Here is a 20,487-nt window from a genome sequence, read left to right as displayed (position 1 = left end):
TACAGGCGCATTGCCGGCCCTGAATGGGTCGGCTCTCTCCATCACGGGAAAATCGACTCTCATGTGCACGTCTCTTGGATACAAGGATGCCACCGGCAACACCTATTTCGGCCGGACTTTGGAACTGACGACCGATCTTCCATACCTCGTCGCGTATTTTCCGGCGGGCTATGAAACAGTATCGCAGGTGCCGGAGCATCCGGCACTCAGTCTGAAGTCGGTCCACGCTGTGCTGGCAATTACCATGCCTGACCGGCTGCCAAAGCCGGATGCGCCGCTGGCGGCTGGCGATCTCAAGGTTCTGGAAGGTTTGAATGACAAGGGTCTGACTTTCAGCCTCCTGTCCTATCCGTCGGCTGCTGGTCCGCAAAAGACGGTGGAAGCCACACGCGCAATTCTTTCGGCTTCTGATCTGGGCAATTGGGCGCTTGGCCAGTTTGGCACAGTTGCCGAGGTCAAGGCGGCGCTGGCAGACCAGCCTGTCATGTTGCAGGCGCTTGCGCTGCTGGGCGGGGTTGTTTCGCCGTTCCACTATGTCGTGCACGATGCGGGTGGCGCGGCCTTGGTGATCGAGTTCGACAAGGGCGTGATGTCGGTTTACGACAACCCGGTCGGCGTCATGACCAACGGGCCCAGATTTGACTGGCATCTGACAAATCTGGACAATTATACGTTCCTGACCAATGTCGATCGTTCGAGTGCGACATTTGGCGACTATAAGGCAACGCAGCCCGATTCCGGTATTGCAACGGCCGGGTTGCCAGCTTCCAACACCTCGGTTGGCCGGTTTGTGCGCGCAGTCTATTATGCGCAATATGCCGAGAAAGCCGCAACTCCTGATGAAGCAGTGTGCACGCTGGCCCATGTTATGAACAATTTTGACAGGCCGCGGGGCGTTACGATCGACTATCCCGAACAGGGAGGTGGTCATCTCGAAGTTGAAGGTCTTTCCGATACCGGCTCTGCTGCTTATGCAACGGAGTTCACGTGCTGGACGAGTCTTTCCGACCTTGCCAGGCGCCAGTTTTATATTCGTGATTACAAGAGCCTCAACTTCCTGCGCATCGACCTGGATTCCCTGATCGGGCAAAACGCACCCGCCATTGTGCCATTGCAAAAGCTGTCGGGCGCGGCTCAGGATGTGACGGAGTTTTTTGTCAGCAAAAGTTCGTAACGGTTTTGCGTCGAAAAGACAGTCATGCAGCAGGGGAGCAGCGCGCAATGAGCGGTAACGCCCAGCTCGCCTCGCCAGTCCGGGCAGAGGGCCCATGGCCCTTTGTCACCCGGCGCAGTTATTCTGTCGGACGGCGCAGAATTGTCTGGCTTTCACGGCAGCACCGCAAGGGGCTTGACCTGAAGGCGCGGGCGCTGGATGCGTCGATTGCGCCGTTCTGGCAATCGGCATCATACAATTGGGGCATTGGCGCTGTTTTTGCGCTGGGTGCAGGCCTGTTCATGCTGGGCGCAATGCTCAGCCTGATTTCCGGCCACCTGCTGCATGTGTCCGGACTGACAATCAATATTGTTTTCTTCCTCGGCTCGATACCGTTTACGGTGGCGGCTTATCTTCAGCATTTTCAAGCTGCAAATGCGCCGAGCTTTACCACCAACCCGCAAGAACCTTCTCACAGACGCATAACGCTGGTGGGGTGGCACCCGTGGCGAGCCGGCTGGCTCAGCACGTTTACGCAGTTGCTTGGAACCCTCGCTTTCAATGCCAACACCCTGAACGCTGCTCTGGATCCCACACGCTGGTATGTCGAGGATGCAGCAATCTGGCTGCCGGATATGGTGGGGTCAACGCTCTTTCTGGCGTCGGGATATCTTGCCTTCATCGAGGTCAGCCACCGTTACTGGAGCTGGATGCCGAAGGATCTCAGTTGGCGGATTGTGTTCATAAACTTCCTTGGATGCGTTGCCTTCATGACATCTGCGATATTGTCATACGTGCCACGCAGCGGCGAGGCAGGGTTTGTTGCCACACTGTCGACCGTGCATACGCTGATAGGGGCATTGTGCTTTTTTGTCGGTGCCATTTTGACGTGCCGTGAAAGCAGGGGGGCCGCGCGGTGAACAGCGGAGCAGACGGAATTGACAACCAGCTGCCGCCAGAGGCGCGACCGGGGAATGGCTGGGCACAGGCCAGATATGTCTGGCTGGCCGTGCTGGTCGGCACATTTGCCGGAATTCTCGGTTCGATCTTCCATTTGACCATCGATGCATTGCTGCATTGGCCCGTGCTACTGGCCGAGGTGGTTGGCGGCCCCATGCTGGTGGTTGCTGCGGCGCTCGTGACGATGCTGGCCACTGTTGCATCGGTTTACATGGTGCGCAGGATTGCTCCGGAAGCTGGTGGCAGCGGGGTTCAGGAAATTGAAGGTGCCATGGAGGGTTTGCGCCCGGTGCGCTGGGCGCGCGTCCTGCCGGTGAAGTTTTTTGCCGGAGCGGCAGCAATCGGCTCCGGTCTGGTTCTGGGTCGGGAAGGGCCGACAATTCACATCGGAGCATCCATTGCGGCAATGTTTGCCCGGATAGGTGGGACGGTTGATCTGGAACGGCGAGGACTACTGGCCGCGGGCGCTGCCGCGGGGCTGGCCTGCGCGTTCAATGCGCCTGTTGCTGCCGTCCTGTTCATAATTGAGGAAACTCACCGCCAGTTTCCATATACTTTTCGAACCTATATGGGCGTTATCGTCGCCGCGCTGCTGGCAACTGCCATGACAGAGATGATCGGCGGCACTGCGCCTGATCTTGCGCTGATATCGCCGGAAGTGCCGATTGGCTTTCTGCCGCTGTTTGCAGTTCTGGGCTGCCTGCTTGGCGCGGTTGGTGTGTTGCTCAACAAATCCATTCTAACCGCTGTTGCCTTTGCCGCCGCTGCGCAGCAACGTGCCCCCTATGCCTATCCCGCGGCCGTTGGCCTGGTCGTCGGTGGGCTTTTTATTCTGATGCCGCATGCGGTGACCGGCGGCGAAACCATGATCATCGAGCTGGTGCGCAATCAACCGGGTGTCATGGCGCTGCTCATGCTGGCAATTCTGCGGTTCTGCACCATGGTCGGCAGCTATTCCTCCGGCGTTCCAGGCGGAATTTTCGCCCCTATCCTGGCACTGGCCGTCTGCATCGGCCTGGCATTCGGCACTGTGGCAGACATGATGTTTCCCGGTATGGGCGCTATTCCTGTCGCTTTCGCCATTGCCGCCATGGGCGGCCTTTTCACCGCATCGGTGCGCGCACCCATAGTCGGGGTTGCCCTGACCCTGGAGCTGACGGGGTCTTACTCGCTGGCCATGCCACTGATGGCAACATGCGTCTGCGCCAATCTTTCGGCTCAATGGATGGGCGGCCGGCCGATTTACGAGCAGTTGCTGGATCGCACGCTGGCACTGGCCGGGGTGCAGCCCGCAACCCGACCAAAAGCGCACGATACCGGCCTTGCCTGAGGGCGGTTAGCTTGTTCAGTGCAGGGAAAGGATCAGAGTTTTCACGCCATTCCAGGTGACGGAAACGCCAATTGCCAGCAGCAGAAAGGCCGTCAGCCGAGTGATGACGGCGGTGCCCGCGGTGCCGATGCGGGTGAAGATGACGTCCGAGTAACGATAGCAGATTGCCACGCAGGCAAAGACCAGCACAATACCGGCAACCGCACCCGCATGGCCGGCAATGTTGGCCACCTGCCCATTGTGGATATTGCTGGCCAGCGTCAGCACAATGGCAATGCTGCCAGCGCCGGCGGTGATGGGCATTGTCAGCGGGAAAAAGGCAATGTCGGCAGAGGTATCTGCACCCGTGGGTTCATCTTCAACGCCGGCTGGCGGTGCCGGGTCAGTCGTCAACATGTGCCAGGCCGTGAAAAATACGAATATTCCACCAGCCACCTGAATATCGGCAAGTGTTATCCCGAAAAACTGAAGGATGATCGGGCCCACAAACAGCGTAACAATCAACAGCACAGCGCCATATGTGGCAACGCGAAACGCCAGGGAATGGCGGGACGCAACAGATTGTCTGCTGGTTTGTGCCAGAAACACAGGCGCCATGCCGATTGGATTGACCATGGAAAAGATCGACATGAAGGTGAACGTCGTCATGTGGAGAAAATTGCCGAAATCAAACATGACGTTGTGACTGCCGTGATGGACGCTCTGAAAACTGGGCTGATCCTAGTGCATTTCTTTTTGAAACGGAATCGTTTTAACGGCAGGACAAAGCAGCAAAACAAAGAGTTTTGAGCTTTTTATCTTTGACTGGATGTCAAAAATTCATCAGCGCCGCGTGAGCACGGCGCTGATATCTGTCGGAGCTGCCAGTTTGCGATCAGAACCGGTAAGCGAATGTGGCGCGTGCGCCATGTTCCTGAGCGCCATCCCCAAACTGACCATTGTAGGAAATGCCAAGTGAGGCATCAGGTGTCAGGTCCGTTTCAAGCCCGACTTCCAGCACGGCTGCGTTTCTGGCAATCGGCACTCCGGCCGTTTCAAAAGGTGAACCGGAATCAAACAGGAATGTCGAAGCGGGCACCGTGTCGTTGAAGGCGTGACGCCAGCCGACCATGCCCGTTGCACGCAGTGCAACCTCGTTGAGTGCAAACTCCGTTTCGCCGCGAATTCCGAGCGTGGTGTACACTGTTTCAAAATTGCTGCTTGCGGTGGAAAGCGCGGCGGCTCCGCCGGTTTCGGTGAAGCCGTCAACATCCACGTTGACATAGGCTATGCCGGCAAAAGGCTCAATTCTGGCGCCTGGCATGTCAATGGCGTAGCCAAGCTCGGCGAACACCTGGGCTGTTCCGGCATTATAATCGCCGGAAAGCGCGTCAACAAAGCCCGGGAATGCGACAGAACGGCTCGTTTCAATGTCATGCCAGGAATAAGCGAGGCCTCCGCGCAAGCCGAAGCCGTGAACCTGCGTGCCAGCATAGATGCCCAGATGATAGGTGTCGATGTCTGCTGACGAGGCGCGGCTTTCTACATCAAAACTCGAACGGCTGTACCCGGCCAGCATGCCAAGATGCACTGTATCCTGAACAAACCCATCAACGCCGGCGATGAAGCCGCCGGTGTCCCGGTCCAGCCTGCCAGCATTGCCATTGCCACTGGTGTGGCCCCAGGAGCCGTAGACGCGCGCCCATGCCGCAGGCTCAGGGCTGTTTGCAGGTTGGCCACCTTCCCAGGGGCCGGATGTGCTTCCCGCAGCCGATGTCGAGTCAAAGGCGGCGCGAATTCTGTCCATGGCGATATCACGGACATGGCCGGATTCTTCAGACAAACCGGTCTTCAGAGAGGAGTGAACTTCGCCTGAAAGCTGGTCAAATGCACCACGAGCAGCGGGAGCTGTGGAATAGGCTATGACGCTTCCCAGCTCTGAACTGAGCGGCAATGTCTCAAGAGCATTGGCGACCGATGTCTGGTTAGCCGTCGTAGCAAGTGAGGCATAGCTGACAGTGTTGCGTGCTATGGTCAGCAAAACGCTGGCGTCGACATAACTGAGTGTCGGTGCGATGAAGGCGTAGTCGTCAGCCATGCTGACGCTGTCAAAAGTCGAACCTCCCAACGTGCCGGCTGTGAGGATTGTGTATGGCTGGTTCAGGACAAAGCCACCAAGCGGGGTGACTGTCACGCTTCCCGCCAGATTGGCTGTTCCAGCGACATCGACGCGATCTGCATTGCCCGCGGCATCCACGTCAACTTCGTAGACAGAGGCTGGTGCCAGGCTCAGATTGCCCCCGACTGAAACGCGCCCGATGGAGTTGCCGGGCGTCAGGGTGCCTGCATTGGCCAGATCGCCGGTGATGGCCCAGTTTCCACCCATGACGGATGTCTCGTCGACGGAAAAGTTTCCACCGACCGTGATCGGTGTCTCAATGCTGCCGCCCGTGGTGCGGGAGCCTTGGCTGAGGCCCACATTGCCGGTGATTGAGCCGCCTTCGGGACTGAAGATGAACGAGGTTCCATTGCCGGCCAGATCCCCCTCAATCGCGACAGGACCTTGAAACTCCGCCGATCCACCCGGTTGTCCCTGAAACCCGGAAACACCCAGCATCTGACCTTTCCAAAGCGCTCCTGCGGCAAGAGTCACATTGGTGCGGCCGGACGTTTTGGTGTCGAGATCCACAATGTTGCCGGATGTGTTGGAGCCTGCACCAAGCACAAGATTGACAACCCCGTCTGCGCCATCCTGACTGCGCTCAACCGCCAGCAAGGTGCCGTTGTTCCGGGTGGCAACCGTGCCCGCGCCAACAGAGATGGTCTGGCTCTGACCGGATGAGCTGAGCTGCGATACAAACGTTTCCTGCAATGATGCTACGGATGTCCCTGTAAGTGTCAGCGAGGCACTGTCACTCAGCAGAAATCCTGCACCCTGCAGAGACGTGAAGTTAGAATTGCTGGAGGTCAGCGAACCGCCATAGGCCAGGCTGGCGGCATAAGCGCCTTGCCCGTTTACGGTGATGTTGCTGTTCTGCAGGTTGACAATGCCCGATGTTCTGCTCGTTCCGATAAGCGCTCCGACCTTGATGCCGGAACTGTTGGCGCCTTGTGTCACCACATTGATGCCATTGGCGTTGATGACACCATTGTTCTGGCCGTCCACACCACCAACCGCGACCAGACCATTTGCGGTCTCGCCAGGTGAATTCGGATTCTGTCCACCCTGAACAAGGTAAAGTCCGCCATTCAGGTTCAGGACACCGCCATTATAAGCCCATGCCGCATCTCCGGCCTGCCCGTTGGTGACGATGTTCACATTGTTTGCGGTCAGGACTGAATTCGGGCTCGACGCGTAAACGCCGTATGCCATGAAGCCATCTGTTGAAATGGACAGATTGGAAAGATCAATCGAGCTTCCATTGATTGCGTATGCGCCGTAGGCTCGTTGTCCCAGCGTCTGGATAGACGTCTGGCTGGCGGAAACCTGTGCGCCTGCGCCACTTGCATATAGGGCATAGGCCCGGGAACCATCACCGTTCTGCGTGCCGCGTCCCGTTTCATTCGCGGTTAAAATCGATCCGCCGTTCAGCGTGATGGATGATGGCTGGCCCAGAGATCCTGCCGTGGCGCTGACGCCATAGCTGTGAAAACCATTGGTGACGATGGTGGCATTGGTCAGGTTGATCTGGCTGCCACTGGCATTGGCTGCATGCGCATTATCGCCTGACGTGACCAGCAAAGTGCCATTGGCATTGATGATCGCACCGCGACCTTGCGCAGCCAAAGCAAAACCGCGTTCGCCCGCAGTGGATATGGAGCTGCCATCAAGGGTGATGGTGCCGCTGCTCGTGCCTCTGTCGTCAGAAAACGCAAATGCGCCATAGCCGCGGCTGCCGGATGTCGTAATGGTATCATTCCGGCTTTCAACAAAAGCCTGGTTGCCGTTGTTTCCGGAAGCCAGGAGCCCGAATACCGTGTCTCCATCAATGCGAAATGTGCTTCCCTCTGTCGCAACGGTTCCTGCGCGAACCTTGACTGCCGAAGCTGGCTCTGCGGTGGTTGAGCCGACGGCATTGAGATAAACGTCCAGGCCGCTTGCCGAAATTATGCCCGCCGCCCCATTGGAATAGAGCGCGCTGGCATCCTTTGCGCCATTGATATTGATGGTCATATTGGTCACGTCAGCGGTGCCGGATACAACTCCGACGCCGGTGACATATTTGCCCGCACCTGCCTGTGTGATGGAACCGCCATTCAGAGTGAGCGATCCATCGACAACCTGCGCTCCGTAGGCGTTGCTGCTTTGTGTCAGGACGATGTTTTCGCCCACGACAGTTGCACCGCTGATAATTCGAATGCCGGCATAGGAGCTGTCGCTTTCAAGGACTGCGTCGGAATTGATGGTGCGCTCCTGCGCAACGCCAATGCCTGGCAGCGCCAGCGACACGACTGCTGTCGTCGAGAGAAGCACAGCGGAAATTCTACGCCTTGTTCCCCCGGCGGATGTTGCCTTGGACATTCAAATTTTCCCTTCGAAACGGCTGAACCAATATCTGATAAGCTATGCGAACAGTTGCACATACAACTTTAGATTGTGCAAACATTTACCCCGAAAGATGTATTTTTGAATGATTATTGTGGCTCGCACACATCACTGGTGGGACATTTTGCCACGGCTGCGCGGCTTCCGGTGTGGCAGGAGGGGATGGGAAAGCTTTTGGGCAAAAAAATGCCCTCGCATCTAGTTGAAATGCGAGGGCGTTTATGGTTGCGGGTTGCGTCAGTAATGACGCAGAAGGCTATTGCAGAATGGCGAGGTCGCGAATGGTCTGCGCACCTTCGATTTCGCCAACCGCCGTTGCAGCACCCGTCTCAAGATTAACGGTGTAAAGCGTTGCCCCGGATACCAGATAGGCGGTGTTGGTCAGGTCTTCAGTCGCGGCAATGTCGAAGGCATAGTTATCGGCACCTTCAATCCCCAGCTTGCCAATTGCAGCGAGAGTGCCATCATTGGGCGCTGTCTGCTGGATCAGCGCAACAATGGTTGCGTCAATGTCATACATGGCCGTAGCTTCAGGCTTGCCGAACGAGTTGGTGTAGGCGGCCGCAACAATGGCAGGCGTTTCACCGGCATGCATGTCTGCCTCGTCAAACGCCAATGACCCGTCAACTGTTACCATTCCATCATCCGGATTGACCCGGAAATTGGTGCCGTCTGTCGCCATCAGGCGCAGACGATCGGCCATGGGATTGAAATCGACAATTGCATTTTCAAAGCTTGGCAGCATTTCGGAAAGGGTGTTTTTGACGGTCGCAGCACCGGTTGCCGGGTCAATCGTAACAATCTCTCCGGCAAGAGATACACCGTAAAGCATCTTGTCAGCCGGGCGAACGTCAATTCCCGCCAGACCATCTACGCCTGTCACTTCCATGGTTCCTGTAACTTCCAGGCTTTCGGTATCAAACATGATCAGCGTGGTGTTGCCCGACAGGCCCACGGCAGGAGCGGCCAGCGCGGCACTGGTGCCCAATGCGATGGCGGAAGCAGCAATAAGACTACGGTAAGTTGTCATGGCAAGCATGAGATCTCTCCTCATTGGCCAACGCGATTTGCGCGGCTTATAAGTTGGTTACCCGCCAGCATGCCGCTCTGGATGCACCGCCCGAAAATATTTTTGCAACAGCAATTAATCCTCGTGGTTGCAGGCAATCGACATGAAGAGCGAACTTCCCCATATTGGCGGCCATGTTCGAACGCAGTGAAATTTCCGACCTTTTGACGCGCATCGCTCGTGGCGACCGGCAGGCACTTGCCCAGCTTTTTGATGATGAGTCGGGCAGGCTCGTGGCTATCGCCCAACGAATTGTGCGGCGGCGTGATCTGGCGGAAGAGGTGGTGCAGGAAGTGTTTATTGCCGTATGGCACAGAGCGTCGCAGTTTGACCCTGGAAAGGGCTCTGGTCGCAACTGGCTCATTACCATGACGCGCAACCGCGCGCTCAACATGATCCGCGATGATGCGCGTGTCGAATATCATGATGCCGAAGTTCTGATCGACATCGGTGATCGACAGCATGACGCAGTTGCAGCTTACAATGCGCTGGCTGAGCAAGATGCATTGCGCACATGCCTAAACAGACTTGATGAACCCAAACGTCAGGCAATTCTTTTGTGCTATGTGACCGGTCTTAATCACGGTGAGGCCGCCGCAACAATGCGCGCGCCACTGGGTACAGTTAAAGCGTGGATCAGGCGGGGCGTTGTGGCGTTGCAGGAGTGCCTGTCATGACACAGGAGCAGATGGAACGTGCCGGCCTGTATGTCATAGGCGTGATGAGCGGAACTGAACGTGCCTTGTTCGAAGCGGAAATGGAGCGCGATGGAGCGCTGGCCCGCAGGGTGCGGGCTCTGGAGGCCACTCTTCAACGGTTGGATGATACGGCAACACCTCTGCCGCGCAGCGATGAATTGTGGGCCAGAATAGAACGCCAGCTGAAGGAGGCCGAGAAGGTTTCCGTGCTGCCGGTTTCAAATCCAAAGTCGCGGCGCCAGCAGTCTATGCAGCGCTTTCGCATGGCAGCCAGCCTCTTGCTTGCTCTGGGGGTCGGCTATCTTGCTGGCACATTCACACGACCCGTTGAACAGCCCATCATGATTGCCGTTCTGATCAACGAGACCGACGCATCGCCCGGTGCGATTGTTGAAGCCTTTGCCGATGACAGCATTCGTCTGGTTCCGCTGGAAGCGTTTGACGTTCCTGCCGGGCATATTCTGGAAGTGTGGACACTGCCCGATGCCGATACCGGGCCTGTGTCACTTGGCACTTTCAGCGATCCGGCAACAATCCGGCTCGACGGCCCCAGCCTGCCATTGCCGGAACAGGGGCAGCTTTATGAAATTACGCTGGAGCCGGCGCCCGGCTCGCCGACAGGCCGGCCAACAGGGCCAATTCTGGTAAAGGGCTTCGCACGGGCACCGATCTAGGCCTATATGCGCGCTTGCGGATGAGGTTTCTGGAGCAGGGGTGGCTTCAGCCGGCTTGAAGGGGATGTATTCATGAAGCGGTTTGGTTTTGCCGCCATTCTGGCACTCTGCGTTTCGCATGCAAGCCATGCTGCGGATGTTGTCACAGCGCCTTCTGAAGAGATCGTGCCGGTGACAGAAGCGGTACCCGGATGGGCATTGCAGATCACACCTTACATGTGGGCTGCCGGTCTGAAAGGTAACATCTCGCCATTCCGGCGTGCGCCAACCATTGGTGTCGAGAAGCCGTTCTCTGATGTCATGGACGAGTTGAACATTGGCGGGTTCGTCAATCTCTGGGCCCGCTATGACCGGTTCGTTTTTTCCGGTGACATCATGTATGTCAGCACAACCGACAGCAGAACATCCGGCCCACTTCCTCCCTTGCCTATTCCGGTGCCGATTGGCACGGTGGTCAATGGCAGCGTTGACAGCACCCAGTTTACGGCAACTTTGCAGGGTGGTTACCGGATCATAGACAACACAGCCTTCTCGCTGGACGTTTTGGTTGGCGCACGCGCATGGCACATTTCCAACGATGTCACGGTCAGTGCACTGGGTGCCTCACGCACCTATGGCGAAAGCTTCGGCTGGGTTGATCCGGTGGTTGGCGCGCGGGCATTTCTGCCGTTTACCGAAAAGCTGTCTGTCATGGCGCAGGCTGATATTGGCGGCTTTGGCGCAGGCTCGGAACTCACCTGGTCGGTGCTCGGCACTGTCAACTATGCCTTCACCGACACTCTTTCCGTGTCTGCCGGATATAAGGTGCTGGATGTTGATTACCGGCATGGTGGCCATGTTTTCGACGTGCAGCTAAGCGGGCCGGTTCTGGGCGCGACCTGGCGTTTCTAGCGCTTTCCCGTTGCAAATGTCGCTTTTAGTTTCAAGCCAGCGCGTCAGGGCTGCCGGGCTTTCCAATAGTCATAAAGGTCGGGCCCGTCATTCCGCGGCGCAGGCTGATGCTCAATCTGCATCATTGTTTGTTCGGCAAAGGGCTTCGCCTGCTCGGCATACAAAGCGGCGCTGGAAAGCCCGTATGGCGTGCCGTCCTCGTTGGAATAGGCAAACACCACGCGCTTGACGCCCGTCAGCCGCATCGCCGCCATGCACATCGGGCAAGGGTGCCCGCTGGCATAAACCGTTGTTCCGGCCAGATTGGCCAGTTTCTGCCTCGTGGTGGCATTGCGAACCGCAACCATTTCAGCGTGGGCGGTAACGTCGCCGGATTGTATCACCTCATTGACGCCGGCCGCTATGACCTCGCCATCGCGAACAATGACCGAGCCGAATGGTCGTCCACCCCGGTCGACATTGTCCCGCGCCAGTTCAATCGCCTCCTGCAGAAACCGTTGGTCGCTCTCCATTCCATCCTCCCATACCCAATGTCAGCATCTTGTGGTTGCTGCTGGCGCTGTCAATCAGGATTTTTATGGCGGCCAAATAACCTTGAGTTGAAGCGACCGAGGGTCAGGAAAGCGAATTTTCCTTGTCGGATCACCACTCTGGCCTGTCAAGGAAACGCAATTTGAACGCCACAAATCCTTTGCGGCTGGTCACTAGATTGCCGGCATCTTCCTCAGGTCGCGTCATTTGATCTTTCGATCATCTGAATCGGTCTAACCCTTTGTTGTCGCATTATCCTTCTGTTGAACCGGTCGTTTCAACGGGAAATGCTCCTGATCCAAAAGGACTCCTTCATGAAAAAAACCCTTTCCGCGCTGGGCGTACTGGCAATGACGACGACCTCGGCTTTTGCACAGCCGGTGCAGATAACCTGGTGGCACGGAATGGGCGGCGCCAACGAGCAGGTTATCAATCAGGTCGCCGAAAAGTTTAACGCTGCGCAGGATGCGTGCGCCATCACGCCCGTTTCCAAGGGTACATATGAAGAGGCGCTGGCATCCGGCATTGCTGCATTCCGCTCTGGCGAACAGCCGAACATCCTGCAGGTGTTTGATGCGGGTGCCGCCACCATCATCAGCGCCAAGGGCGCAACCATTCCAGCGGAAGATCTGATTGTTGAAGCCGGGCACGACTTCAATCGCGCCGACTTTATTGATGGCATTCGCTACTTCTACGCAGATGCTGACGGCAAATTCATCGGCATGCCGTTCAACTCATCCGCGCCTATCATGTACATCAACACGCAAGCGCTGGAAGAAGCCGGTGTTGAAGCTCCAAAGACCTGGGAAGAGTTTGAAACCATTGCCCCGAAGCTGAAGGAGGCAGGCTATATTCCGCTGACAGCTTCGCAGTTGACATGGCAGTTCACCGAGAACTTTTTCTCGCGCCAGAACATCCAGTTCGCTTCAAACAACAATGGTTATGACGGTTTCGAAGGCACAACCATCAATGCCACCGATCCCAATCTGATCATGATGTTCCAGAAGCTGAAGGACTGGAAGGACGCTGGCCTGTACGAATATTACGGTGCTGGCTGGTCCGATAATCAGAAGCCGTTTGAAGAAGGTAAGGTTGCCCTCTGGATTGGCTCATCCGGGTCGTTCGGCGGCTTGAGCAAAACTGCAACAATGCCATTTTCTGCCGACTTCCTGCCATTCTGGCAGGCAATCGACGGTGCTGGAACTGCAAGCTTCATTGGTGGCGCTGCCTTGTTTGCCATGGCTGGCAAGCCGGATGACCAGAACAAGTGCTCGGCTGACTTCTTCAGCTTCCTGACCAGCACTGAAATTCAGAAGTTCTACCATCAGGCAACTGGCTATGTGGCCATCACCAAAGCCGCTTATGACGAAGCCAAGGCTGAGGGCTATTATGATGAAAAGCCCGTGGCTGCTGTCGGCATGGAACAGTTGATGCTGCCACAGGGTGACTGGTCCAAAGGCTATCGCCTTGGATTTTATCCGCAGATCCGCTCGGTGATGGAGCGCGAATACAACAAGATTTTCGCAGGTGAAACCACTGTGGAAGATGCGTTCAAGGCAATCGAGACCGAAGGCAACGAGCTGCTTGCCCGCTTTGCCAAAACCTCTGGCTGATACGCTTTTTCAAAACCGGATCCGGCATTTTGCCGGGTCCGGTTAAAGCTTTGGATCCGCAATGACCAATCTTTCCGCCCCGGCGCTTGTGCCAACGGCCTTTTCCCGGCTTAAAGCGCGGTTTGCAAGCCGGCCTGAGCCCGCCAAGCGGGTGCAGTTTGACCGGCCTTTGCTGCCGTGGCTCTTTCTGTTGCCGCAGCTCGCGGTGATTTTCATTTTTTTCTACTGGCCATCGGCGCAGGCAATTTCATCTTCCTTCTATCTGGAAGATCCGTTCGGCTTCGGATCAACCTTTGTCGGCATGGATAATTATGTCGATGCCCTGACTTCCGCTGAATATCAACGCATTGCGCGGTTTACGGCGGTCTTCACCATATTGGTCACGGCGTTTTCTCTGGGAATAGGGCTGCTGCTTGCCGTCAAGGCGGATCAGGTTATCCGCGGGCGCTCAACCTATCGAAACTCGCTCATTGCCGTCTACGCCATTGCTCCTCCGGTTGCGGGCCTGATGGGCATGATGCTGTTTGACCAGCATATCGGCCCGTTTGTGGAAATTGCCTCGTGGTTTGGCTGGAACATGCGGGTTGGGCTCAGCTATTTCGACACCGCAACGGCGATGATCCTGGTGTCTGTGTGGAAGCAGATCCCCTATAATTTCATCTTTTTTCTGTCTGGCCTGCAAAGCATTCCCCAGAGCGTGCGGGAGGCGGCGGTCATTGATTGCAAGAACGGTGCAAGACGGTTTTTCACGGCGATATTGCCTCTGCTGGCGCCCACGGCGTTTTTTCTGCTGATCATCAACATCACCTACGCGCTGTTTGACACATTCGCCGTGATTGACGTGATGTTGAAAGATAAGCCGGCGAATAACCCGATAACCCTGGTTTACAAGGTCTATCTCGACGGGTTTCGCGGCAATGATATCGGCGGCTCTTCCGCCCAGTCAGTCATTTTGATGCTGGTGGTGCTGGCGCTGACGCTGGTGCAGTTTCGCTGGCTTGAACGCCGCGTTCATTACGGGTGATTTGATGGGCCAGACACGCATTTTCGATCATCTGATCCTGTTGGCCGGCACGCTGTTCATGGTGCTGCCGGTTGCGGTGGCCGTGATGACATCCACCCACACGGCAGCAGACATTCACATGAACGGGCTGACCCTGCTGCCCGGTGACAATGGCTATGAAACCTACAACACGGTTCTGACACGGCAAGGTGGCTTCACCGGTCAGGTCACTGGCGCGCGTATGGTCATGAACTCGCTGATACTTGGCCTTGGTTTTGCCGTGGGCAAAATCATCCTGTCGATGGCGGCGGCTTATGCCCTGGTTTACTTCCGCTTCCGGTTTGCCACGCTGATTTTCTGGGTCATTTTCACCACCCTGCTTCTGCCGCTGGAAGTGCGCATCATGCCCTCCTATCAGGTCATGTCGTCGCTTGGACTGCTCAACAGCTATACCGGGTTGATTGTGCCCCTGCTGGCTTCGGCTACCGGCACGTTTTACTTCCGGCAGTTTTTTAAATCGGTGCCCGATGAATTGCTGGAAGCGGCCAGAATAGACGGGGCGGGGCCGTTCAAGTTTTTCATCGATGTACTGCTGCCGCTTTCAAAAACCATGATCGCGGCCATCTTCATCATCATGTTTGTCTATGGCTGGAACCAGTATCTCTGGCCAATGCTGATGACCACTGAAGAGCGCTTTTTCACCCTGATGCGCGGCATCAAGCAAATTCTGCAGGTGTGGGTCGGCAGCCAGATCCCCGATTACAACGAAGCCTTTGCCCTTGCCGTGCTTGCGCTTCTGCCACCGGTGCTGGTGGTGGTCATCTTCCAGCGCTGGTTCATCAAAGGCTTGACGGAAAGCGATAAATAAATGGCATCCATCGACATTGCAGAGGTTTCCAAAACCTATGCCGGAGCAACCGCCAGATCTGTCAGCGACATCAACCTGTCTGTGCGCGACGGCGAGTTCATTGTGCTGGTTGGCCCATCCGGTTGCGGAAAATCCACCCTGCTGCGCATGGTTGCCGGGCTGGAAGATATCAGCCAGGGCACGGTGCGCATTGGCGAACGGGTGGTCAACAAGGTTGAGCCTGCCGACCGCGACATTGCCATGGTGTTTCAGAACTATGCGCTATACCCGCATATGAGCGTGCGGGAAAACATGGCCTATGGCCTGCGCAACCGCAAAACTCCCAAAGCGGAAATAGAAAGCCGGGTTGCCGAAGCCGCACGCATGCTGGAACTGGGCCCGTATCTGGACCGCAAGCCAAGGGCGCTTTCTGGCGGACAGCGCCAGCGCGTTGCCATGGGGCGGGCCGTTGTGCGCCAGCCGGCCGCATTTTTGTTTGACGAGCCGCTGTCCAATCTGGATGCCAAACTGCGCGTTTCGATGCGCGGCGAAATTCGCCGCCTGCAGAAGCGGCTTGGCACCACATCGCTGTATGTCACGCATGACCAGCTTGAGGCGATGACGCTTGCTGATCGTCTGGTGGTCCTGAATGCTGGCCAGATCGAGCAGGTGGGTGCACCGCTTGAAATCTACCACCGGCCGGCATCCACCTTTGTGGCCAGCTTTATCGGTTCGCCTGCCATGAACCTGCTGGACGGAGAGATTCAGGGCAGCCAGCTCCAGATCGGCTCGGTTCAGCTTGAGCTCAATCTGAACACCAGCCGCAACGGTCCGGTCACAGTTGGTGTTCGCGCTGAAGATCTGCAGCCCGACAGGCTTGGTCTGCCATTCCGGGTGGATTTTGTTGAAGAACTGGGCGCGCAGCGTCTGGTGCACGGTCAGGTTGACGGGCAGCAACTGGTTCTGGCGCTTGACCCGCGGTTCGAAATTTCCACGGAAATGCGCCTTTCGGTGCCACGCGGGCAGGTGCATCTTTTTGATACTGCCACAGGCAGGAGAATTGACAATGAAGAGCGTTCCGACGTCCGGGCGGCGGTGCTGGCATGATATTGCCTGTTGTCACTGAAACTGTATCAGCTCTGCTGGTGCCGTCTGCTCAGACCCGGCAGGATATTGCCGCTTTGCCGCGCACCATTACAGCGCATGATCGTTTTATGGCCGGGCTTTCCTGCATGACCCAGGTTGAAACCGGTGGATTGACGCCCACAACGGTTCTGCAATTTCCATTCAGTCTCGCAACCTGGAACGTGGAGCGATGCTTGTTTCCCACGCAAGCAGCCGCAAAGCTGGCTCAAACCGGAGCGGACATTGTGCTGCTTTCGGAAATGGATTGCGGCATGGCCCGCACGGCGCAGCGCCACACCACCGCAGAGGTCGCGGACGGTCTGGGCATGGCTTATGCATTCGGGGTGGAGTTTCTGGAGCTTGGCCTCGGCTCTGATACCGAGCGCGAATTCTGCGCAGATGCGCAGAACTATGCCGGATTTCATGGCAATGCACTGGTGAGCTCGGCGGGCATGCAGCATGTTTTCATGGTGAGGCTGCCAGGAAAGCGGTTCTGGTTCATGCAGGGCGATGACCAGCCACGGCTTGGTGAGCGGATGGCCGTTGGTGCGATGCTGGAAACTGCGCAAGGGCCGCTGGTTGTGGTTTCAACCCATCTGGAAAGCAACAGCGATGCCAAGGGGCGAAACGCGCAGCTTGACCATCTGGTTGATGTGCTGGACGCGCGTTTTCCGGGCTTGCCGATTGTCATTGGAGGTGATTTGAACAGCGGCAACCACATTGGCGGTGACTGGCGTGACGAATCATTTTTTGCTGAAATGGCGCAACGCGGCTTTGAGGCGCATGGCGGTCCGATCGATCAGGTGACAACACGGCCCAGCCTGATCACCCGCTGGCCGGAAAGACTGATGAAGCTTGACTGGTTTTTGGTTCGGGGTGTTCAGGTTGGCGGATCACGCATTGTGCCCGCAACTGGCGTCGACGGCGGGCCATTGTCAGACCATGATCTGGTTGTGCTGGAGCTTCAGGGTCTGGAGTAAAATTCGACAAACATGCGGACCGGCCCGATGACCTGCACTTCATGCAACTGTTGCGGCTGTACGATGCCAGGATGGTCAGGGTCCAGAACGGTTTCGGAAGGCGGCTCGCAGATTCTGTAAAGCAACCTGCCTTCCAGGATGTGGATCATGGCCCACGCGCCTTCTTTCGTAGAATGCTGCTTTTGCAGCGCTGTAGGCAAACTGTCCTGATTGAACACCGGCGACCGCCGATAGGCCACCGCATCATCGGGAATGGCGCTCATGGTTTCGTTTCTCCCGGAATGGGTTTTAAAGGCTCGCATTTCCCGACCCCTCGCGTGTTTCACCATGATTGTGCAAAGGCAGGGGTGTCAATGGCGCGAACTCCGGCTATTGACGGTGCATCAATACCTTGATGCCGGAATGGGTGCATGCTGAACGAAACTTTTGACACGGTGGTGCTGGGTGGCGGAGCCGCTGGCCTGATGTGCGCAATTCATGCCGCATCTCGGGGTGGCCGCGTCCTGGTTCTGGATCACGCAAAGGCCCCTGGTGAGAAAATCCGCATATCAGGAGGCGGACGCTGCAATTTTACGAACACCGGCGCAACCGCTCGCAACTACATTTCCGGCAACCCGCATTTTGCCAAATCTGCGCTGGGTCGATACACCCCGCGCGATTTCATTGCGCTGGTGGAAAAACACGGCATTTCCTATCATGAAAAAACACTGGGCCAGTTGTTCTGCGACAACTCTGCGCGAGACATCATCGCCATGCTGCTGGACGAACTGGCAGAGGCTGGTGGAGACCTGCGCCTGAACACCACTTTGCAATCGCTTTCGCAAAACGCTGAAGGATTTTCGGCCGTGCTGGCGGGTGAAAGCACTGCCCGCGTGCAATGTCGCAACTTCGTGGTTGCCTGTGGCGGCAAGTCCATTCCCAAGATGGGTGCAACCAGCCTTGGCTACCAACTGGCTGACCAGTTCGGAATTGCGGTAACGGAGACGCGGGCGGGGCTGGTGCCTCTGACCTTTGGTGAAAATCTCCTGGCCGAATTTCGGGAGATGGCAGGGGTGGCGGCCGATGCCAGAATATCCTGCGGAAAAACGGCGTTTGAAGAGGCAATGCTGTTCACCCATCGCGGCCTTTCAGGCCCGGCAATCCTGCAGATATCTTCTTACTGGCAGGAAAAGCAGAAAATCAGAATTGCGTTTCTGCCCGGGCTGGATGTTTGCGCGGCGCTTATGAATTTCAAGCGGGAAAATGCACGCAAGACCATTGGAACCGCGCTGGGTGAGGTGCTGCCAAAGCGCCTTGCCGGTTTTCTGACTCGGCTGCACGGCTGGTCCGGTGTCATTGGTGAAATGAGCGACAGGAAACTGACCGAAATTGCGGGCATCGTTCATGGTTGGGAAGTGCTTCCTGTTGGTACTGAAGGCTACCGGACCGCAGAGGTGACCCTTGGCGGCGTGGATACTGGCGCGCTGAACTCGCGCACTTTGCAGGCCAACAATGTGCGAGGATTGTATTTCATCGGCGAAGTGGTGGATGTAACCGGCTGGCTTGGCGGCTATAATTTTCAGTGGGCGTGGTCTTCCGGCTGGGCGGCCGGCACGGCAATTGCCGCGGGCGCCGAATAGCCTGGCTTCACTCTTCGTGCGTGATGGTAATGCGGCCGCCGGTAACATCGGTCAGCATGCGAAACAGATCTGGTGCCCGTGCCTTGGCGACGGAGATCAGAAGCTCGGCACCTGTTGCGGTGAATGTCTGGTCGACAATTCGAGTGTCAGCAACGCCGCCAAGCCGCGCCTGAACCACGGCCAGGTCGCTGAATGGGCAGATGATGCGGGCGGCGAGTTTTTCCACCAGCGGAACCTTTGCCGCATCACGAAGGCATAGCGCGGCCGTGCCGCCGTATGCGCGTATAAGCCCCCCGCTGCCCAGCAATATGCCGCCAAACCAGCGAATGACCACGACCACCACACCGTCAAGGCTTTGGCCATCAATCGCCTGCAGAATAGGTTTTCCGGCAGTGCCGCTCGGTTCTCCGTCATCGTTGAACCGATAGGCCTGACCTATCCTCCAGGCCCAGCAATTGTGGTTGGCTGAAGGGTCGGAGTGCTGCGAGATGAACTCTTTCGCCGCAGCTTCATCGCTGATTGGCGCGGCAAGGGCAATGAAACGGCTTTTGCGAATTTCCTGATGTGCAGTTTCTATTGTGGTCAGGGCAAAGCGCATGATTTGATCCGAAAAAGCCGCCCCGCAGGCTTGCGGAACGGCTTTTCCTTAAATCATGAGCGCTGCAAAAGCGACGCGCATTCGGCGGTGCCCTGCCGCTTTTGATTTGCTACTCGGTCAGGCCGGATGCGTTCATAAGCGTGCGCACTTCATCGCAGGCCGCCTGAAATGCCGGGTCGCCCAGACCGGAGAAGGAGCGCGGCCGCGGCACCGGAACATCGATAATTTTGGTGATGCGCCCCGGGCGGGGCGACATGACCACAACCCGGTCTGCCAGAAACACCGCTTCAATAATGCTGTGTGTGATCAGCACAATGGTTTTGCGGGTTTCCATCCAGATGCGTTGCAATTCAAGGTTGAGCTGCTCACGCGTCATCGCATCCAGCGCGCCGAACGGTTCGTCCATCAGCAGCAATGCCGGATTATGGATCAGTGCACGGCACAGGGCCACGCGCTGCTGCATGCCGCCGGACAGCTCATAAGGTTTGCGGTCTTCAAAACCGTTTAGACCCACCAGCTCGATCAGGCGGCGCAGCTCCGTTTCATACTTTGCCTTTGGCAGTTTGCGGACTTCCAGCTGCAGGCTGACATTTTCCACAACGCTGCGCCAGGGCAGAAGAACCGGCGTCTGAAAGGCAATGCCAACATCATCCGCCGGACCTTTGACCTTGTGGCCGTTGACCTCGACAATTCCTTCCGAGGTGGGCAACAGCCCCGCGATCAAACGCAGCAGCGTGCTCTTGCCGCAACCCGAACTGCCCACAATGGCAACAAACTCGCCGTCACGCACTGTGAGATTGATATTGTCGAGCGCCAGCAATTCATCGAAGCGCTTGCTGACGCCCTTGATGTTAATCAGTTCGGACATTGG

At 57.0% G+C, this 20,487-nt stretch carries 19 protein-coding genes; 12 read left to right on the top strand and 7 right to left on the bottom strand.

Annotation, left to right across the window (positions count from 1 at the left end):
• Window positions 1-61 precede the first annotated feature (61 nt).
• Genes FPY71_RS16065 through clcA form a run of 3 tightly spaced genes read left to right on the top strand, consistent with a single transcriptional unit; the run spans window position 62 to window position 3,443 of the window.
• The gene (locus tag FPY71_RS16065; RefSeq protein ID WP_149301329.1) at window positions 62-1,174 is read left to right on the top strand and encodes a linear amide C-N hydrolase; all 1,113 of its coding nucleotides are present in this window, start codon (window positions 62-64) and stop codon (window positions 1,172-1,174) included.
• Between the two features lie 47 nt (window positions 1,175-1,221).
• The gene (locus FPY71_RS16060; protein WP_149301328.1) at window positions 1,222-2,073 is read left to right on the top strand and encodes a hypothetical protein; all 852 of its coding nucleotides are present in this window, start codon (window positions 1,222-1,224) and stop codon (window positions 2,071-2,073) included.
• Window positions 2,070-3,443 carry a H(+)/Cl(-) exchange transporter ClcA gene (gene clcA, locus FPY71_RS16055; RefSeq protein WP_246160619.1) on the top strand — a complete coding sequence of 458 codons (1,374 nt, stop codon included), beginning with the start codon at window positions 2,070-2,072 and terminating at the stop codon, window positions 3,441-3,443. The genes FPY71_RS16060 and clcA overlap by 4 nt, the downstream gene beginning before the upstream one ends.
• Window positions 3,444-3,458: 15 nt before the next feature.
• Here the strand turns inward: clcA and FPY71_RS16050 are convergent, their stop codons facing one another.
• The 3 genes from FPY71_RS16050 to FPY71_RS16040 form a co-directional block, all read right to left on the bottom strand.
• Window positions 3,459-4,118: a MarC family protein gene (locus FPY71_RS16050; RefSeq protein WP_149301327.1), complete on the bottom strand. Its 660-nt coding sequence runs from the start codon at window positions 4,116-4,118 to the stop codon at window positions 3,459-3,461.
• Window positions 4,119-4,317: 199 nt separating this feature from the next.
• Window positions 4,318-7,944, bottom strand: a complete 3,627-nt coding sequence (locus FPY71_RS16045; RefSeq protein WP_149301326.1) for an autotransporter domain-containing protein — start codon at window positions 7,942-7,944, stop codon at window positions 4,318-4,320.
• 280 nt (window positions 7,945-8,224) lie between these two features.
• Entirely contained in the window at window positions 8,225-8,998 is a 774-nt protein-coding gene (locus FPY71_RS16040) for a DUF4394 domain-containing protein (RefSeq protein ID WP_149301374.1), read from the bottom strand.
• A gap of 173 nt (window positions 8,999-9,171) precedes the next feature.
• Between FPY71_RS16040 and FPY71_RS16035 the strand changes: the two genes are divergently transcribed.
• The 3 genes from FPY71_RS16035 to FPY71_RS16025 all read left to right on the top strand — a co-directional run bounded on the left by FPY71_RS16035 (window position 9,172) and on the right by FPY71_RS16025 (window position 11,300).
• Entirely contained in the window at window positions 9,172-9,714 is a 543-nt protein-coding gene (locus FPY71_RS16035; RefSeq protein WP_149301325.1) for a sigma-70 family RNA polymerase sigma factor, read from the top strand.
• Window positions 9,711-10,409 carry an anti-sigma factor gene (locus FPY71_RS16030; RefSeq protein ID WP_149301324.1) on the top strand — a complete coding sequence of 233 codons (699 nt, stop codon included), beginning with the start codon at window positions 9,711-9,713 and terminating at the stop codon, window positions 10,407-10,409. The genes FPY71_RS16035 and FPY71_RS16030 overlap by 4 nt, the downstream gene beginning before the upstream one ends.
• Before the next feature lie 72 nt (window positions 10,410-10,481).
• Window positions 10,482-11,300: a porin family protein gene (locus FPY71_RS16025; protein ID WP_149301323.1), complete on the top strand. Its 819-nt coding sequence runs from the start codon at window positions 10,482-10,484 to the stop codon at window positions 11,298-11,300.
• A gap of 44 nt (window positions 11,301-11,344) precedes the next feature.
• On the opposite strand, the gene FPY71_RS16020 is transcribed toward FPY71_RS16025, so the two are convergent.
• The gene (locus FPY71_RS16020) at window positions 11,345-11,812 is read right to left on the bottom strand and encodes a nucleoside deaminase (RefSeq protein ID WP_149301322.1); all 468 of its coding nucleotides are present in this window, start codon (window positions 11,810-11,812) and stop codon (window positions 11,345-11,347) included.
• 369 nt (window positions 11,813-12,181) lie between these two features.
• On the opposite strand from FPY71_RS16020, the gene FPY71_RS16015 reads away from it, so the two are divergent.
• From FPY71_RS16015 to FPY71_RS15995, 5 genes are all read left to right on the top strand, one after another.
• The gene (locus tag FPY71_RS16015; RefSeq protein WP_425457907.1) at window positions 12,182-13,444 is read left to right on the top strand and encodes an extracellular solute-binding protein; all 1,263 of its coding nucleotides are present in this window, start codon (window positions 12,182-12,184) and stop codon (window positions 13,442-13,444) included.
• Between the two features lie 61 nt (window positions 13,445-13,505).
• The gene (locus FPY71_RS16010) at window positions 13,506-14,468 is read left to right on the top strand and encodes an ABC transporter permease subunit (RefSeq protein ID WP_149301320.1); all 963 of its coding nucleotides are present in this window, start codon (window positions 13,506-13,508) and stop codon (window positions 14,466-14,468) included.
• A 4-nt stretch (window positions 14,469-14,472) separates the two neighbouring features.
• Window positions 14,473-15,315 carry a sn-glycerol-3-phosphate ABC transporter permease UgpE gene (ugpE, locus tag FPY71_RS16005; protein WP_149301319.1) on the top strand — a complete coding sequence of 281 codons (843 nt, stop codon included), beginning with the start codon at window positions 14,473-14,475 and terminating at the stop codon, window positions 15,313-15,315.
• On the top strand, window positions 15,316-16,401 hold the full coding sequence (locus tag FPY71_RS16000) for a sn-glycerol-3-phosphate import ATP-binding protein UgpC (RefSeq protein WP_149301318.1): 1,086 nt from the start codon (window positions 15,316-15,318) through the stop codon (window positions 16,399-16,401).
• Window positions 16,398-17,399 carry an endonuclease/exonuclease/phosphatase family protein gene (locus FPY71_RS15995; RefSeq protein ID WP_149301317.1) on the top strand — a complete coding sequence of 334 codons (1,002 nt, stop codon included), beginning with the start codon at window positions 16,398-16,400 and terminating at the stop codon, window positions 17,397-17,399. The genes FPY71_RS16000 and FPY71_RS15995 overlap by 4 nt, the downstream gene beginning before the upstream one ends.
• Here FPY71_RS15995 and FPY71_RS15990 read toward each other — a convergent pair.
• Window positions 17,384-17,662 carry a TehB family protein gene (locus FPY71_RS15990; RefSeq protein WP_149301373.1) on the bottom strand — a complete coding sequence of 93 codons (279 nt, stop codon included), beginning with the start codon at window positions 17,660-17,662 and terminating at the stop codon, window positions 17,384-17,386. The two genes, FPY71_RS15995 and FPY71_RS15990, sit on opposite strands and share 16 nt — an antisense overlap.
• A gap of 147 nt (window positions 17,663-17,809) precedes the next feature.
• Here FPY71_RS15990 and FPY71_RS15985 point away from each other — a divergent pair, with 147 nt between their 5' ends.
• Window positions 17,810-19,018, top strand: a complete 1,209-nt coding sequence (locus FPY71_RS15985) for a BaiN/RdsA family NAD(P)/FAD-dependent oxidoreductase (protein ID WP_149301316.1) — start codon at window positions 17,810-17,812, stop codon at window positions 19,016-19,018.
• Between the two features lie 7 nt (window positions 19,019-19,025).
• Here the strand turns inward: FPY71_RS15985 and FPY71_RS15980 are convergent, their stop codons facing one another.
• Entirely contained in the window at window positions 19,026-19,616 is a 591-nt protein-coding gene (locus tag FPY71_RS15980) for an IMPACT family protein (protein WP_149301315.1), read from the bottom strand.
• Between the two features lie 109 nt (window positions 19,617-19,725).
• Window positions 19,726-20,484: an ABC transporter ATP-binding protein gene (locus FPY71_RS15975; RefSeq protein ID WP_149301314.1), complete on the bottom strand. Its 759-nt coding sequence runs from the start codon at window positions 20,482-20,484 to the stop codon at window positions 19,726-19,728.
• Between the last annotated feature and the right edge of the window lie 3 nt (window positions 20,485-20,487).

The organism is Aureimonas fodinaquatilis (assembly GCF_008369445.1).
Taxonomy (GTDB): Bacteria; Pseudomonadota; Alphaproteobacteria; order Rhizobiales; family Rhizobiaceae; genus Aureimonas; species Aureimonas fodinaquatilis.
The sequence above is the reverse complement of the archived record's forward strand: the minus strand, read 5'-3'. Positions and strand labels throughout refer to the sequence as shown.